Here is a 13,846-nt window from a genome sequence, read left to right as displayed (position 1 = left end):
GCATGAAGGCATGAAGGAGTCTTCATGTGTTCCTGTATGGTGAGGGGCCTACGCGCCCCTGCCAGAAGGACCCCTGTTGACTTCCACCCTCACGCCGCGGCCGGTCCAGGAGGCGGAACCCGCACGTACCGGGACCGTGCCGCGGCGGCGCACCCGTGTCCTCGCGCTCCCCGAGGCGCGCTGGGCCGCGACGGCCACCGCCTTCTTCCTGCTCGCGCTGCCGCTCCAGCTGACCGGCGCCCCCGCCTGGGCCTGGGGCCCGCTGTACGCGGTGTCGTATGCCACGGGCGGCTGGGAGCCGGGCTGGGAGGGGCTGAAGGCGCTCAAGGACCGCACCCTCGACGTCGACCTGCTGATGGTGGTCGCCGCACTGGGCGCGGCCGCGATCGGGCAGGTCATGGACGGCGCCCTGCTCATCGTCATCTTCGCCACCTCCGGCGCCCTGGAGGCGCTGGCCACCGCCCGCACCGCCGACTCCGTCCGCGGCCTGCTCGACCTGGCCCCCGCCACGGCCACCCGGCTTTCTCCCGGCGGCGGCGAACAGGTCGTCCCCGTCGAGGAGCTGACGGTCGGCGATACCGTCCTCGTCCGCCCCGGAGAGCGCGTCGGCGCCGACGGCCGGGTGCTGGACGGGGCGAGCGAGGTGGACCAGGCGACCATCACCGGCGAGCCGCTCCCCGTGCCGAAGGAGCCGGGCGACGAGGTCTTCGCGGGCACCCTCAACGGCACCGGCGCCCTGCGGATCAGGGTCGAGCGCGACGCGTCCGACTCGGTGATCGCCCGGATCGTCCGGATGGTGCAGGAGGCGTCCGAGACCAAGGCGCCCACGCAGCTGTTCATCGAGAAGGTCGAACAGCGCTATTCGCTGGGCATGGTGGCCGCGACTTTGGCCGTCTTCCTGGTGCCGCTCGCCTTCGGTGAACGGCTCACCGACGCGCTGCTGCGCGCCATGACGTTCATGATCGTGGCCTCGCCGTGCGCGGTCGTGCTGGCCACCATGCCGCCCCTGCTCTCGGCCATCGCCAACGCCGGGCGGCACGGTGTGCTGGTGAAGTCGGCCGTGGTGATGGAGCGGATCGGCCAGGTGGACGCGGTCGCACTGGACAAGACCGGCACACTGACCGAAGGCAGCCCGCGCGTCACCGACGTCCGGCCGCTGCCGGAATCCGGCTTGGACGAGGACGCGTTGCTGACCCTGGCGGCAGCCGCCGAGCGGCCCAGCGAGCATCCACTGGCCCGGGCGGTCGTCGACGCGGCCCGCGAGCGCGGCCTCGACCTGCCCGACGCGGCGGACTTCACCTCCGCGCCGGGCGTGGGTGTGACCGCCGTCGTCGACGGCCACGCGGTCGCGGTGGGTGCCCCGGCCCGGCTGACGGACGACGCCCTCGAAAGGGTCGCGGAACTGGAGGAGTCCGGCCGCACCGCCGTCCTGGTCGTCGTCGACGGCGCCCCGACCGGACTGCTCGGTATCGCCGACCGGCCACGCCCGGACGCCGCCGCCACGGTCGCCGCCCTCGCCAGGCTCACCGGCACCGCCCCGACACTCCTCACCGGGGACAACCCCAGGGCCGCCGCGCATCTCGCCGCCGAGGCCGGCATCGCCGACGTGCGCGCCGGGCTGCTGCCGCAGGACAAGCTGGCCGCCGTCCAGGAGATGGAGCGCGCGGGCCGCAAGGTGCTGGTCGTCGGGGACGGCGTCAACGACGCACCCGCCCTGGCCGCCGCCCACACCGGCGTCGCCATGGGCCGGGCGGGCTCCGACCTCGCCCTGGAGACCGCCGACGCCGTGATCGTGCGCGACGAACTCGCCGCCGTCCCCGCCACCGTCGCCCTCTCCCGCCGCGCCCGCGCCCTGGTCGTCCAGAACCTCGTGATCGCCGGGGTGTTCATCGCCGGCCTCGTCGTCTGGGACCTGGCCGGTGACCTGCCGCTGCCGCTGGGCGTCGCGGGCCACGAGGGCTCCACGGTCCTCGTCGGACTGAACGGCCTGCGACTGCTGAGGGAGTCGGCCTGGCGGCAGGCCGCCGCCGAAGGGAGTGCCTGAGCCCGTCAGCCCACCGGCGGCGGCCCGCTGCTCGCGCGCACGACGAGGTCCACGGGGACGAGGGTGTCCAGGCTGGGCCGCTCGCCCGGGCCGTCGATGCGATCCAGGAGAAGACGCAGGGAACGCGTGCCGATCTCGGCGAAGTCGGTGCGGACGGTGGTCAGCGGGGGCAGCAGATGCGCGGCCTCGGGGATGTCGTCGTAGCCGACGACACTGACCTCCCCGGGGACGGACCGCCCGGACTCGTGCAGGGCGTGCAGCAGGCCCAGCGCCATCTGGTCGTTGGAGGCGAACACGGCCGTCACCTCCGGGCGCCGGGCCAGCCGACGGCCCAGTTCGTAACCGGAGTCGGCACCCCAGTCCCCGACCAGAGGAGCCGGGACGTCGGCACCGGCCGCCTGGAGCGTCTCCTGCCAGCCCGCCAGCCGGTGATCGGCGGAGGTCCAGCCGGTCGGGCCCGCGATGTGCCAGACGGTGGCGTGCCCGAGGCCGAGGAGATGCTCGGTGGCCTTGCGGGCGCCGGTGCGGGAATCGCCCGTGACCAGGGGAGTGCTGGCGTCGAGGGCACTCTCCAGCACCACCAGCGGAGTGCCGAGGTCGGTCTCCGCCAGCGCCCGGCCCACCCACTGCTGCGGGGCGATCGCGATGACGCCGTCCGCGCCCTCGGCCGACAGCCGGTTCACGGCCTCGACGACGGTGCCCTGGTCGGCCGTGTCCAGGGCGATGGAGCTGACGAGGTAACCGGCCTCCTGGGCCGCCGTGTTGATCGCGGTCAGGATGGAGGCGGGCCCGTACCGTGCGGCGTCGAAGGAGATCACCCCGAGCATCCGGGTCCTGCCGCTGGCCAGGGACCGCGCGCTGCGGCTGGGCCGGTAGCCGAGCGTGCGCATGGCGTCCAGGACCGCCTCGCGCGTCTCGGGGCGGACGGCCGGGTGGTCGTTGAGCACGCGGGAGACGGTCTGCTTGGAGACGCCGGCCAGCCGGGCCACGTCGGCCATCACCGGCCGCGTCCCCGCGAAGTTGCGCCTGCTGCGGCCCTTGGGAACCGGGCCGTCGGTGGCGCTCGGTGTCATGGCGGGTGATTCCTCGACGTCGGATACGGCGGTCCTGAACCCGCCCGGAAGGAGCACAGCATAGGCCGCGCGGTGCCCGTAACGGCCTCAGCCGGTCCGGACCGCCCACACGCGCGTGACCACCCACTCGGCATGCCCCACCCCGGCCGCCCGCCAGGCATCACTCACCTGCCCCGGCACATGAACCGGCGCGTCCGCCGCCAGCGGCAGCACCTTCAGCCGCAGCCCCCGAGCACGCGACTCCCCGGCGGGCAGCCGGTCCAGGCCGATGTCCCAGACCCGCCCCGAGAAGAACTGGTCGGCGACCAGGACGTCCCCCACGTAGGCCCGTGCCAGATCACCGGTCCAGTGCAGCCGCAGCAGCACACCGGCGGGCGCCCGCACCAGTTCCTCCGGTACGTCGACCCGGTACTCGGCGGCCACGGTGTCCACGTACGTGGCGGCGGGCATGCTCGCCCGTCCCTGCACGCCGGTCACGGGCTCGGGGGCCGGACCGGCGGGCCTGACCAGGGTGACGTGCGCGGCGGTGTCACCGACGGCCCCGGCCCCGACGGTGTAGCGCGTGCACACGCCGTCCGCCTCCTCCCGCACCCGTTCCCCCTCCACCACCAGGGCGGAACCAGGCGCGGGCAGCACCGCGAACGACGGCTCGGCGGCCGGGCTGTGCAGCCGTACCTCGTCCCCGTCGAACACCACCCCGTCCCCGCAGAGCACCAGCCGCTCGGCTCCCCACGCGACACCCCGGTAGGCGGTACGGGCCGTAGCCGCGTCCAGGACCAGCAGACCGACGCGTGAACCGTCGGCCGCGTCCACCTCGACCAGGGCGTCGGTGCCCGGCCGCAGACCGGTGACCAGGACCCGGCCGTCGACGGGCGTGGCCTCCCCGTCCCATGACGGCACGACGACGGATGTCACCGTGTCCGCGTCCAGGGCCAGTTCGGGCGCGATGCCGTCGGTCGCGGCCAGCACCAGGACCGTACGGCCGTCCGCCTCGACCGTGCACACCGGCTGCGCGGAGGCCCACTCCAGCCGGACACCGGCCACGTCCAGCCGCAGTGGCCAGCAGAAGTAGGAGCCGGAGGGCACCGTGACGGGAGCGCTCGGCAGCGTCAGCGAAGGCGCGTCCGGGAAATCGACCGTGAACGTCGTGTCCGGGTGGTCCGGCAGCGGCTCGTGCGGCTGGTGGTTGGTCACGAACAGGAAGCCCGAGCTGCCGTCGGTGCGCACGGCCCAGCGCAGGGTGTCACGGTCGTGCTGCCCGGTAGGCAGCCGCTCGGGCAGCACGGACTCCATGGGCGCGATCCGGTGCCCGAACGCGGCCAGCAGCAGGTGCTGGAGCCGCAGCTCGTGGTACGAGGGCCGCACCTGGCCGTACTCGCCGAGCGGGGCCTGGAAGTCGTAGCTCAGGACCGGCAGGTCGTTGGGGTAACCCGTGGCATGCGACTCCTGAAGGGTGGTCAGCTCTCCCGGCGGGTTCGTGCCGCCGTGGAACATGTAGTAGCCCTGCCACACCGAACCGCAGCCGATCTTGGTCAGCCCGAGCGCGGCCACGTCGGCGGCCTCCACCCGAGGCCGCCGGTGATAGGCCACTGCCATCCCCCCTCCCAACTCGCAGGTGACCCAGGGGAACCGGCCCGTCGCGGCCGGGTCGGTGCCGCGCACGGTCGTGGGCCGCAGGTCGGCGCCGATGCCCTCGTCGTCGCGCTCGTGGGTGAAGAAGAAGTGCTTGCGGCAGGTGTCGGGCCAGCCGCCGTCCGCCTCCGTCCAGAACGCCTCCGGATAGCCGCCGTACAGCGGCAGCAGTTCCTCGCCCGGGAGTCGCACCCCGCCCCAGGCGGTCGACGTCCACAGCGGTGCGCTCAGCCCGGCCTCCTGGGCCAGGCGCTTGAGCGTGCGCAGATGGCCGGGCTGGTCGTAGAGCTCGTTCTCGATCTGGATCGCGACGATCGGACCGCCGTGCGCCCGGTCCAGGCCGCGCAGTTGCTCCGCGACGGCCGTGAACCAGGTGCGTACGGGCTCCAGATAGGCCGGGTCGTCGGTACGCGGCGTGCAGGCGCGGGCGAGCAGCCAGTCGGGCAGGCCGCCGTTGCGCACCTCCGCGTGTGACCAGGGGCCGATGCGCGGGACGAAGTCCAGGCCGTGGCGGGCGCACAGCCCGGCGAAACGCCGGAGGTCTCGGTCGCCGTCGAAGCGGACCCGGCCCTCGATCTCCTCGTGGTGGATCCAGATGACGTAGGAGGCGACGGCGGTCACCCCGCCCGCCTTCATCTTCAGCAGCTCCTCCTCCCACTCCCCGGCCGGACAGCGTGAATAGTGGAACTCGCCGGAGACCGGGAACCAGGGGCGGCCGCCACGGGTGAGCCAGCGGCTGGTCACGTCGACCGGATCGGGCACGCCCGGCGCGTCGGCCAGGGGCAGATGGCCGGTGAGCGGGGGAGCGGGGGGCGCGGGTACGCGCAGCCGGTTCCGGGTCACCAGGTGTTCTCCGGGCCGAGGTCGGGGGTGTCGGTGAGCTGGGCGCGGGTGGCGGTGGTGCCGTGCAGCTCCAGCAGGACCAGCTCGTTGGCGCCCGACCGCAGCACCGGGGCGGGGAGGTACAGGGTGTGCTGCGGGCCACGGTTCCAGTAGCGGCCCAGGTGGAATCCGTTGACCCACGCCTGGCCCTTCGTCCAGCCGGGCAGGGCGAGGAAGGCGTCGGCGGGCGTGTCCACCTCGAAGGTGCCGTGGTGGAAGGCCGGAACGGTGACCGCGGCCCCGTCGGCCGGTACGAACGGCAGCCCGTCCACGTCGTCCAGCGGCAGCGGGCGGCAGTCCCAGCCCCGCAGCGCGGTGCCGTTGAAGGAGACGGGCCCGAGCAGGCCCTTGGGCGCGCCGATACGGGGCCCGTAGTTGACGCCGCCCATGTTCTCGACGAGGACGTCCAGCGTCGCGCCGGAGCGTGGGACGCGCACGGGCAGTGTCTCGTCGTGACGCTCGCGCTCCAGCACACCGACCGGGGCGCCGTCGACGAAGACCTGGGCGCGGTCGCCGACACCGCCGGAGAAGTGCAGCAGGCCGTCACCGGCAGCGGGAAGGGTGGTGCGGTAGAGCGCGTAGCCGGTGCGCTGTCCGAGCTCGTCCATGGTCACCGGGGCGTCGGCGTGCACGGGTGCGGCGAGTGTGCCGGCGAGCGGAAGCAGAGGTGCCCGGCCGTCCAACTCGACCTCGGTGGGCGGAAGTTTGGGCCCCGGCGCCGGGACGGGCTCGTCGGGAACGCCGGCGTGGCGGGCGATGACCTCGCGGAAGGCGTGGTACTTCGGCCCCGGGTCGCCGCACTCGGTGAGCGCGGCGTCGTAGTCGTAGGACGTGATGGTCGGGGTGTAGGCGTGCTTGTGGTTGGCGCCGTTGGAGAAGCCGAAGTTGGTGCCGCCGTGGAACATGTAGATGTTGACGGACGCCCCGGCGGACAGCAGCCGGTCCAGGTCCGCCGCGGCGTCGGCCGCGTCCCGCACATGGTGCGGACCGCCCCAGTGGTCGAACCAGCCGATCCAGAACTCCGCGCAGAACAGCGGCCCTTCGCTCCGGTGCTCGCGCAGCCGCCCGAGGCACTGCTCGACGCGGCTGCCGAAGGTGCTGGCCGCCAGGACGCCCGGCACGCTTCCGGCGGCCAGATGTTCCGGGTCGGCCTGGTCGCAGGTGAACAGCAGCTCCTCGACGCCCCGGGAACGGAACGCGTCGGCCAGGTGCTTCAGATACGCGCTGTCGTCGCCGTAGGCCCCGTACTCGTTCTCCACCTGCACCGCGATGACGGGACCGCCCGCCGCGGCCATGTGCGGGCGGAGGACGGGCAGCAGCAGGTCGAGGTAGCGGTCGACGGCCCCGGTGAAGCGCGGATCGCTGGTCCGCAGCCGGATGTCCGGGTCCGACGTCAGCCAGTCGGGCAGGCCGCCTCCGTCCCACTCGGCGCAGATGAACGGACCGGGACGCAGCAGCACACGCAGCCCCTCGTCCTGGGCGAGCCGGAGAAACCGGGGCAGGTCGAGGAAGCCGTCGAGCATGAGGGGCCCGTCGGGATCCGGCTGGTGGTGGTTCCACGGAAGGTACGTCTCCACCGTGTTGAGGCCCATCAGACGGGCCTTGCGCAACCGGTCGGCCCACAGGTCGGGGTGGACACGGAAGTAGTGCAGCGCGCCGGAGAGGATCCGGAACGGCTCGCCGTGCAGCAGGAATCCGTCGGACGTCGTAGTCAGAGCGGGCATGCGGAGGCTTCCCTTCGGGGTAGGGGGAGTCAGTGAGATCGGGTGGCGCGGATCAGCCAGAGCGTGGCGGCCAGGCACAGTGCCGAGACACCGCACAGCAGGAGCGGCACCGCGCGGATCCCGGACCACTCGATGGCCTTGCCCAGCGCCGGCCCGGCGGCGACACCGCCGACCATGGAGGCCGCGATGACCACGGCACCGGCCCGCCGGGCGCGCGGCGCGGCCCGGTTCAGCCAGGGCAGTCCGGTGGGGAAGACCGGCGCGATGAACAGACCGACACCGGCGTACGCGTACGGAGCCAGCGCGGGCACGGACGCGGCCAGCAGACACACCGTCATGCCCGCGCACGAGACGGTGATGATGGCCTGGGCGGAGAACCGCAGCGCGAGCGGGGCGACCAGGAAGCGCCCGATGGTCATCATCAGCCAGTACACCGAGGTGGCGGTGGCCGCGACGCCCGCGCCGTAGCCGACGGTCTCCAGATGTGTGGGCTCCCAGCCGCCGACACCGGCCTCGACGGCGACGTGCAGGACGTAGAGCGCGACGAAGACGGCGAGCACGGAGCCGAGGCTCCGGCCCAGCACCTGCCCTCGACTGTCCTCGGTCCCACCCGGTAGGGGCACGTCGTTCCGGACGCCCCTCAGGCACAGCAGCAAGGGCAGATTGGCGAGGGCGAAGCAGAGAAAGACGGCCGGGTAGTGCTCCGAGCCGACCACGCCGATCAGGGCGGGGCCGAGGATGGCGCCGATGCCGAAGTGGGCGTTGAGGATGTTCAGCATCGCGGTCGAACGGTGACCGAAGCCCACGGCGAACAGTTGGTTGAGGCCGTAGTCGATGCCACCGAAACCGAGCCCCGCGAGCAGGGCCGCCGCGAGGGCGGTGGGCCAGTCGGGCGCCAGCGCGAAGCCCGCCGCGCCGACGGCCATCAGCAGATAGGAGCTGCCGAGGATGTGCCGGTTTCCGACCCGGCCGTAGAGCCGGTCGAACAGCAGCACACCGGCCACACCGCCGACGAAGTGGGCACTCAGCCCCAGCCCCGCGGCGGAGGGCGACAGCCCGAACTCCGCACGAAAGGCCGGGATCGCGGGCCCGTACAGCGCCTGCAACGCCCCGATGAGCACAAAGCCGACACAGGACGCCACGACGGCGGACCTGCTGAAGACCGGGGCGGGCGAAGCGGGGGAGGGACGAGAGGCGAGCTGTGCGGTCGGCTGGTCGGTCACGCGGACTCCGGAGGACGGCCCACCGGGGTGGGGTGGGCGGAGGGCACAGTCGCGTACGGCTGAAGCGGTTTGATGTTACCGGTAACATGATGTCCGTCAACATCCCTCGGGCAGCGTGGGTGAGCGCAAGCCCCGGGAATGCTCACGCTGATCGCGATCGCGGACGGCCCAGGTCTCCTGACACGCCGTCTGAACTGTCCGACACCACGGAGATGCTGCTGCGGCCGCTCCTCACGGACGCGGCCGGACTGGCCGGCTTCCTCCGGGGCGCTGACGCCGGGCTCGGACGACCGTTGTCGACCATGCCGATGCTGGGCAGGATGACGGGCATGGCGGTGTCACGCGCAACACGTCAGATTTGCGACGCCACATTTTCGGATGGCGAGAATGCGAGCGCCCTCTCACTCCTTGAACTCTATGCAGGCGCGGAGCGCGAACGTGTGCATCAGGCTCTGGTCCGACTGAGCGGGGGAAGACTCGGCAGGCTGCGTAGTTGGCTCGATGAAGCCGAGCGGAATCCGGAGACCGTCCTCTGGTTCGGCGAGTCGCCCTCCGACGTCTCTCCGGAGATACACGCCTTCGGAGTGGAGTTCATCAATGCCTTTATCGACAAGCACCTTGATGCGCCCGCGGGGCCTGAATGACGGATGGTGTCGAGCGGCAGGTCAGATCCACTGGTAGTTCGAGTCATCGAGGGGCGGCAGGAAGGCCTGCGCAGCGTCGAGCGACGCCATGGGAGTCGCGAGTGCGGCGAGCGGGACCGGTGGGAACGGCGCCTGGTCGACTGTGTCCCTGTAGGGGCTCCAGATGAGGTGGCCGACGCCGGCGGTGTCGTCGTGCTCGACGGTGCGCAGACGGACGCGAGTGGGGTCGGCGATGTGAATGCGGAAGACGAGGTGGAGCTTGCGGGGCGGGGTGCTGCCGTGGCGGGTGACCATGGCCTCCTGGATCCAGGTCACTGCGGGACGCCGCTCGCGTCCGTGAGGTCCAAGCCCAGCTTTTCGTCGAGTTCCCGTGCGAGGGCCTGATGGACGGGTTCACCGGGGTCGACATTGCCACCTGGCAGGGTGTGTTGGTCTTGGCCGTTCCTGACGCGATGACTCCTTTGGTGGGTGAGGCGGGGAGTTCTTCACACGTCACGCGTTGGCCGTACCCGCAGGGCCTTCTCCGGTAGTCCGGCGTGTCCAGAGGGTGAGGTCACTGCTCGTGGCGACCGCGAGGGTGCGTCCGGAGGGGGAGAAGCCGACGGTCCGCAGTTCCGAGTAGTGGGAGTCGAAGATGTGCCACCAGCGCTCGCCGTGCGGTCCGCTGTGGGGCATTCCTCCGTCCTTGGAGAGCAGAACCCGGTGGTGAGGCCATTCGGGGCTGACGACTTCCACGCTCCAGCCGTCGGAACTGGTGGTGTGGAGACCGCCTCCGAAGAGACCGGCGATACGCATTCGCGTTCCGGCGAGCGGCCCGAGGCCGGGACACGAGAGATCGGGCGATGTGTCCGGCGTGCTGTCGTCGGGGTCAGGGTCACGGTCCCTGGCCAGCTTCTCTCCCGTGACGGTGTCAAATAGCCCGTGCCCGTCGACCGAGACCACCATGGCCAGGTCCTTGCCGGTGCCGGGAGCGGTGCCGAATCCGATGCCAAGGAGTCCGCCGATGGGTATCCGCCTGTCCAGGGTCGGATGCCAGGGGGTGGGTGCGGGAGTCTCGGAGACGGACAGGAACCGGTCTCGCAACTGCTGCTGGTAGTCCGAGATCAAGGCGCTTCCTCACGTTCAGCCGGGCCTGCGATCGGCCGGCTCGGGGCGGTGCCACACCCCGAACCGGATCCGCTCGAACGTATCCTGCGTGATCTCAAGGCTCGCACCGACCTGACGGAGGGGAACCCTCGGCATGGCCGTCATCCACCGCACCACGCTCAAGCCGACCAAGCTGGAACTGCTCACCTCCTGGCTGCCCTCCCGCCCCTGGTACCGCGGTGGCTCGGACGACCCGAAGCTGGTCAAGGCCGGCGGATTCCGGCTGGACGACCCGCGAGGCGAGGTCGGGATCGAGTTCCTCGTCGTCACCGACACCTCCGGCGCCCGCCCGGCCGGCTACCTGGTGCCGCTCACCTATCGCGGCGCCCCGCTCGACGGTGCGGAGCACGCCCTCGTCGGCACCATGGAGCACGGCGTGCTCGGGCAGCGCTGGGCCTACGACGGCTGCCACGACCCCGTGATGCTCGCCCAGTTGTCGGCCTTGATCGAGGGACGAGTGCAGGCCCAGGACCAGAACCTCAGCGACGTCCCCGACCGCGAGGTCACCGCCTCCTGCACCGGCGAAGGGCCCCTCCCCACGGACTTCACCGCCATCGACGACCGGGACGGCACCCGACTGACCACGCCCCAGGGCACGACCCTCCACGTGCACCGGGTCCTCCAGCCCGCCCCGGACGGCCCGTTGACTCCCGCGCAGGGAGCGACCGGCCACGTCACCGGCTCCTGACAACTGCCGGACGGCACCCGCGCCCGGGGGGTGTTTGCCGCTCTGCACAGTGGTCCCACGACCTAGGGCCTGTCCGGCGGATCATGTGACCGTTGCGGGGTGGGCTCGTTGGCATGTCCATGGGGCGGGGAGATCCAACGAACGAGGAATGGGCTCGGCTGAGGCCGCATCTGCCGAAGTCCGGTAAGCGGGGAGGCCGTTGGGCGAGCCATCGCAGGGTCATCAACGGGATCTTGTACCGGATCCGCACAGGAGTGCCCTGGCGGGATCTGCCTGCACGTTTGGCAAGTGGAAGACCGCATACGAGCGGCACCGACGCTGGTCGGCAGACGGCACCTGGGACAGACTCTTCGCGGCCGCCCTGGCCGACGCCGATGCAGAGGGCCGCATCGACTGGTCGATGGTGAGCGTGGACTCCACCTCCTGCCGGGCCCACCAGCACGCCGCCGGGGCCCGCAAGAGACGCCCGCGAGTGCCGGGAAAAGAATGACGCCCCGGCAGCACCGCCCCGACGAGGGACTCGGACGCTCCCGGGGCGGCCTTACCTGCAAGATCCACCTCGCCGGTGAAGGCGGACGCCGCCCGCTGGCCTTGCTGATCACGCCAGGTCAGTGGGGCGACGCCCCGCAGCTCATCCCTGTATTGGAACGCATCCGAATTGCCCGTCTCGATGGTGGGTGCCCGCGCACCCGGCCGGGCCATCTCGGCGGCGACAAGGCGTATTCCTCCCGCTGCAACCGCCGCTACCTGCGACGACGCCAGATGAAGCACACCATCCCCGAACCGAGGAACCAGCGGGCCAACCGCCAGCGCCGGGGCAGCAGGGGCGGCCGACCCACCGGCTTCGACAAGACGATCTACAAGAGGAGGAACGAAGTCGAGCGAACGATCAATGCCCTCAAGAACTTCCGGGCTGTGGCCACGAGGTTCGACAAGCGTGCCTACGTCTTCCACGGCACCATCACCGTCGCTTCGATCAGACTCTGGCAACGCTTGTGACCAGCCGAAGGGACCTAAACGCCGGTCCGTCCGTCGACGAGCTCTCGCACGATGTCGAGATGCCCGTTGTGGCGAGAGATCTCTTCGATGAGGTGGAGGATTACCCAACGGAGGTCTACGTGGCGGCCGTCGCTGATGGGGCGCTTGGCCCTTGAGTTCAAGTCGTGGTCGGACAGCAGACGACGGTAACGGTCGCTCTGCTCTTCATATTCGGCGAGAAGCTGGGGCAATGGGATCTCGACAGCTGTCCGCATCTCTGGGTCGGGGTCGCCGTCACTCGCCCACGTGAGCGGACCCGCTGGTTCCTCCCCCAGGAACATCACTTGGACCCAGTGGTACTCGACCCACCGCAGATGGCTGATCAGCCCACACAGGGTCATCATCGGTGAGTTCGGAAGCGGGGCGCTGCGGGCGTCTTCCACAGACACGCCCTCGCACTTGGCTCGCGCCGTGTCACGGGCGTAGTCCAGGAAGGTGATCAGCTGCGTGCGCTCGTCCCAGGTGGGAGGCGTATCGGTTCGTTGCGTCATCGCGGGGAGTCTCCCGCAGGTCGTAGGGGCGGTCGAGTGATTAATGAGCGCGACCCCGTCGAGTACTGCCTCATCCGCCTTGGGCACGTCGGCCCGGCAAGATCCGCCGGACAGGCCCTAAAGGGTGTTGCACAAGACTCTGAGCTGGGCATCTTCCTTGTATGGCCGGGGTCTTACGCGCTGAGCGGGTGTGGGTGGAGACGTTCACGGGGCTGCGGGTGACGCAGGTTTCGGGGCTGCTGAAGGTGGTGCGGGGAGCGGGGCGGCAACGGCACGCTGCGAGGCCGGCCGTGGTCGCTGCCGTTGGCCGAGCGGGTGCTGTTGGTGGCCGTCTACTACCGCACGAACCTGACCATGCGACAGCTCGGGCCGCTGTTCGGGATCTCCTCCTCGACCGTGTGCCGGGTGATCCAGCGGCTCGGTCCGCTGCTGGCACTGGAGCCGGTCTCCCGTCCGGCTGAAGGGGCCGACCGGTTGTGGATCGTGGACGGCACCCTGGTCCCGGTCCGCGACCGGCACGTGGGCTCTTCGTCACGCAACTACCGGTTCTCGGCCAACGTGCAGGTCATCGTGGATGCCGACACACGTCTGGTGATCGCGACGGCCCGGCCGGTGCCGGGCACCACCGCGGACGCCCATGCCTGGTGTGCCTCCGGCCTGGCCGAGCACTGCCAGGACGTGACCGTGCTGGGCGACGGCGCCTACCTCAACTGCGGGATGGTCACCCCGCACCGCAAACGCCCTCATCGGGCCCTGCTGGCGGGCGAGGAAGAAGACAACGCGGCTCACCGCAAGGTCCGCGCGCGGGTGGAGCATGTGATCGGCCGGATGAAGAACTACAAGATCCTCCGCGACTGCCGGCAACGCGGCGACGGACTTCACCACGCAGTTCAGGCCGTCGCCCACATGCACAACCTCGCCCTCGCGTCATGAACAGAGGACTGCCTCCACTAGCCCTGACCTGCCCGAACACGGCCTTGTGCAACACCCTTTAGAGGTTGTCCCGTAACCAGTGGGACGGTTGGTGATTCGGCTGGGCATGGGTGGGGTGATTTCAGCAAGTGATCCGAAGTGGATCGAGCCGTTCTCCGGGCTGACCGAGTCGCAGTTCGCCAGGCCGGTGGCGTTGGTGCGGCGTCGCGGTGGTGATGTTCAGCGCGGCCCGTCCCTGGCGGCTGCCGCTGGAGGACCGGGCGTTGCTGGTGGCGACGTACCGGCGCACGAACCTGACGTTGCGGCAGGTGGCGCCGTTGTTCGGGGG

At 71.1% G+C, this 13,846-nt stretch carries 10 protein-coding genes and 4 pseudogenes; 6 read left to right on the top strand and 8 right to left on the bottom strand.

Annotated elements, in window-relative coordinates; genetic code table 11:
• Positions 1-76: 76 nt before the first annotated feature.
• Complete coding sequence (locus tag OHU35_RS03080) at positions 77-2,044, top strand: heavy metal translocating P-type ATPase (protein ID WP_405504477.1); 1,968 nt, start codon at positions 77-79, stop codon at positions 2,042-2,044.
• A 5-nt stretch (positions 2,045-2,049) separates the two neighbouring features.
• Here the strand turns inward: OHU35_RS03080 and OHU35_RS03075 are convergent, their stop codons facing one another.
• The 4 genes from OHU35_RS03075 to OHU35_RS03060 form a co-directional block, all read right to left on the bottom strand.
• Complete coding sequence (locus tag OHU35_RS03075) at positions 2,050-3,117, bottom strand: LacI family DNA-binding transcriptional regulator (protein WP_405504475.1); 1,068 nt, start codon at positions 3,115-3,117, stop codon at positions 2,050-2,052.
• Positions 3,118-3,204: 87 nt separating this feature from the next.
• Complete coding sequence (locus OHU35_RS03070; protein WP_405504473.1) at positions 3,205-5,592, bottom strand: beta-galactosidase; 2,388 nt, start codon at positions 5,590-5,592, stop codon at positions 3,205-3,207.
• Positions 5,589-7,355 (bottom strand): beta-galactosidase, encoded by a 1,767-nt coding sequence (locus tag OHU35_RS03065; protein WP_359894797.1) that lies wholly within the window; start codon positions 7,353-7,355, stop codon positions 5,589-5,591. The genes OHU35_RS03070 and OHU35_RS03065 overlap by 4 nt, the downstream gene beginning before the upstream one ends.
• Before the next feature lie 29 nt (positions 7,356-7,384).
• A complete protein-coding gene (locus OHU35_RS03060) occupies positions 7,385-8,578 on the bottom strand; it encodes a sugar MFS transporter (RefSeq protein ID WP_189725165.1) in 1,194 nt (397 codons plus the stop codon).
• A gap of 212 nt (positions 8,579-8,790) precedes the next feature.
• Here OHU35_RS03060 and OHU35_RS03055 point away from each other — a divergent pair, with 212 nt between their 5' ends.
• Positions 8,791-9,222 (top strand): hypothetical protein, encoded by a 432-nt coding sequence (locus tag OHU35_RS03055; protein WP_405504472.1) that lies wholly within the window; start codon positions 8,791-8,793, stop codon positions 9,220-9,222.
• Positions 9,223-9,243: 21 nt separating this feature from the next.
• On the opposite strand, the gene OHU35_RS03050 is transcribed toward OHU35_RS03055, so the two are convergent.
• From OHU35_RS03050 to OHU35_RS03040, 3 genes and pseudogenes are all read right to left on the bottom strand, one after another.
• Positions 9,244-9,537, bottom strand: coding sequence for a hypothetical protein (locus tag OHU35_RS03050; protein ID WP_405504470.1), 294 nt, complete (start codon positions 9,535-9,537; stop codon positions 9,244-9,246).
• Positions 9,534-9,674 (bottom strand): annotated as a pseudogene (locus OHU35_RS03045) (NUDIX domain-containing protein); the annotation flags it as partial. The pseudogene OHU35_RS03045 and the gene OHU35_RS03050, both read right to left, overlap by 4 nt.
• A gap of 40 nt (positions 9,675-9,714) precedes the next feature.
• Positions 9,715-10,329 carry a hypothetical protein gene (locus tag OHU35_RS03040; RefSeq protein ID WP_189725167.1) on the bottom strand — a complete coding sequence of 205 codons (615 nt, stop codon included), beginning with the start codon at positions 10,327-10,329 and terminating at the stop codon, positions 9,715-9,717.
• Between the two features lie 133 nt (positions 10,330-10,462).
• On the opposite strand from OHU35_RS03040, the gene OHU35_RS03035 reads away from it, so the two are divergent.
• Both OHU35_RS03035 and OHU35_RS03030 read left to right on the top strand, forming a co-directional pair.
• Complete coding sequence (locus tag OHU35_RS03035; protein ID WP_405504468.1) at positions 10,463-11,056, top strand: maltokinase N-terminal cap-like domain-containing protein; 594 nt, start codon at positions 10,463-10,465, stop codon at positions 11,054-11,056.
• 119 nt (positions 11,057-11,175) lie between these two features.
• Positions 11,176-12,055, top strand: a pseudogene (locus tag OHU35_RS03030) (IS5 family transposase).
• 14 nt (positions 12,056-12,069) lie between these two features.
• Here OHU35_RS03030 and OHU35_RS03025 read toward each other — a convergent pair.
• Positions 12,070-12,585 carry a DinB family protein gene (locus OHU35_RS03025; protein WP_189725169.1) on the bottom strand — a complete coding sequence of 172 codons (516 nt, stop codon included), beginning with the start codon at positions 12,583-12,585 and terminating at the stop codon, positions 12,070-12,072.
• Positions 12,586-12,746: 161 nt separating this feature from the next.
• Here OHU35_RS03025 and OHU35_RS03020 point away from each other — a divergent pair.
• Together OHU35_RS03020 and OHU35_RS03015 are read left to right on the top strand one after the other, a co-directional pair.
• A pseudogene (locus OHU35_RS03020) lies at positions 12,747-13,518 on the top strand (transposase family protein).
• Positions 13,519-13,624: 106 nt separating this feature from the next.
• A pseudogene (locus tag OHU35_RS03015) lies at positions 13,625-13,844 on the top strand (transposase family protein); the annotation flags it as partial.
• Positions 13,845-13,846: the final 2 nt, after the last annotated feature.

The sequence above is a fragment of the Streptomyces purpurascens genome, from assembly GCF_045040895.1.
In the GTDB taxonomy this organism is placed as follows: domain Bacteria; phylum Actinomycetota; class Actinomycetes; order Streptomycetales; family Streptomycetaceae; genus Streptomyces; species Streptomyces purpurascens.
Note: the sequence above shows the minus strand (reverse complement) of the source record. Positions and strands in the feature narration are given on the sequence as shown.

Excerpts from the sequence above, each read along its gene's own strand:
- OHU35_RS03075 (WP_405504475.1), bottom strand. The coding sequence starts at position 3,117 with ATGACACCGAGCGCCACCGACGGCCCGGTTCCCAAGGGCCGCAGCAGG.
- OHU35_RS03065 (WP_359894797.1), bottom strand. The coding sequence starts at position 7,355 with ATGCCCGCTCTGACTACGACGTCCGACGGATTCCTGCTGCACGGCGAG.
- OHU35_RS03055 (WP_405504472.1), top strand. The coding sequence starts at position 8,791 with ATGCTGCTGCGGCCGCTCCTCACGGACGCGGCCGGACTGGCCGGCTTC.
- OHU35_RS03035 (WP_405504468.1), top strand. The coding sequence starts at position 10,463 with ATGGCCGTCATCCACCGCACCACGCTCAAGCCGACCAAGCTGGAACTG.
- OHU35_RS03025 (WP_189725169.1), bottom strand. The coding sequence starts at position 12,585 with ATGACGCAACGAACCGATACGCCTCCCACCTGGGACGAGCGCACGCAG.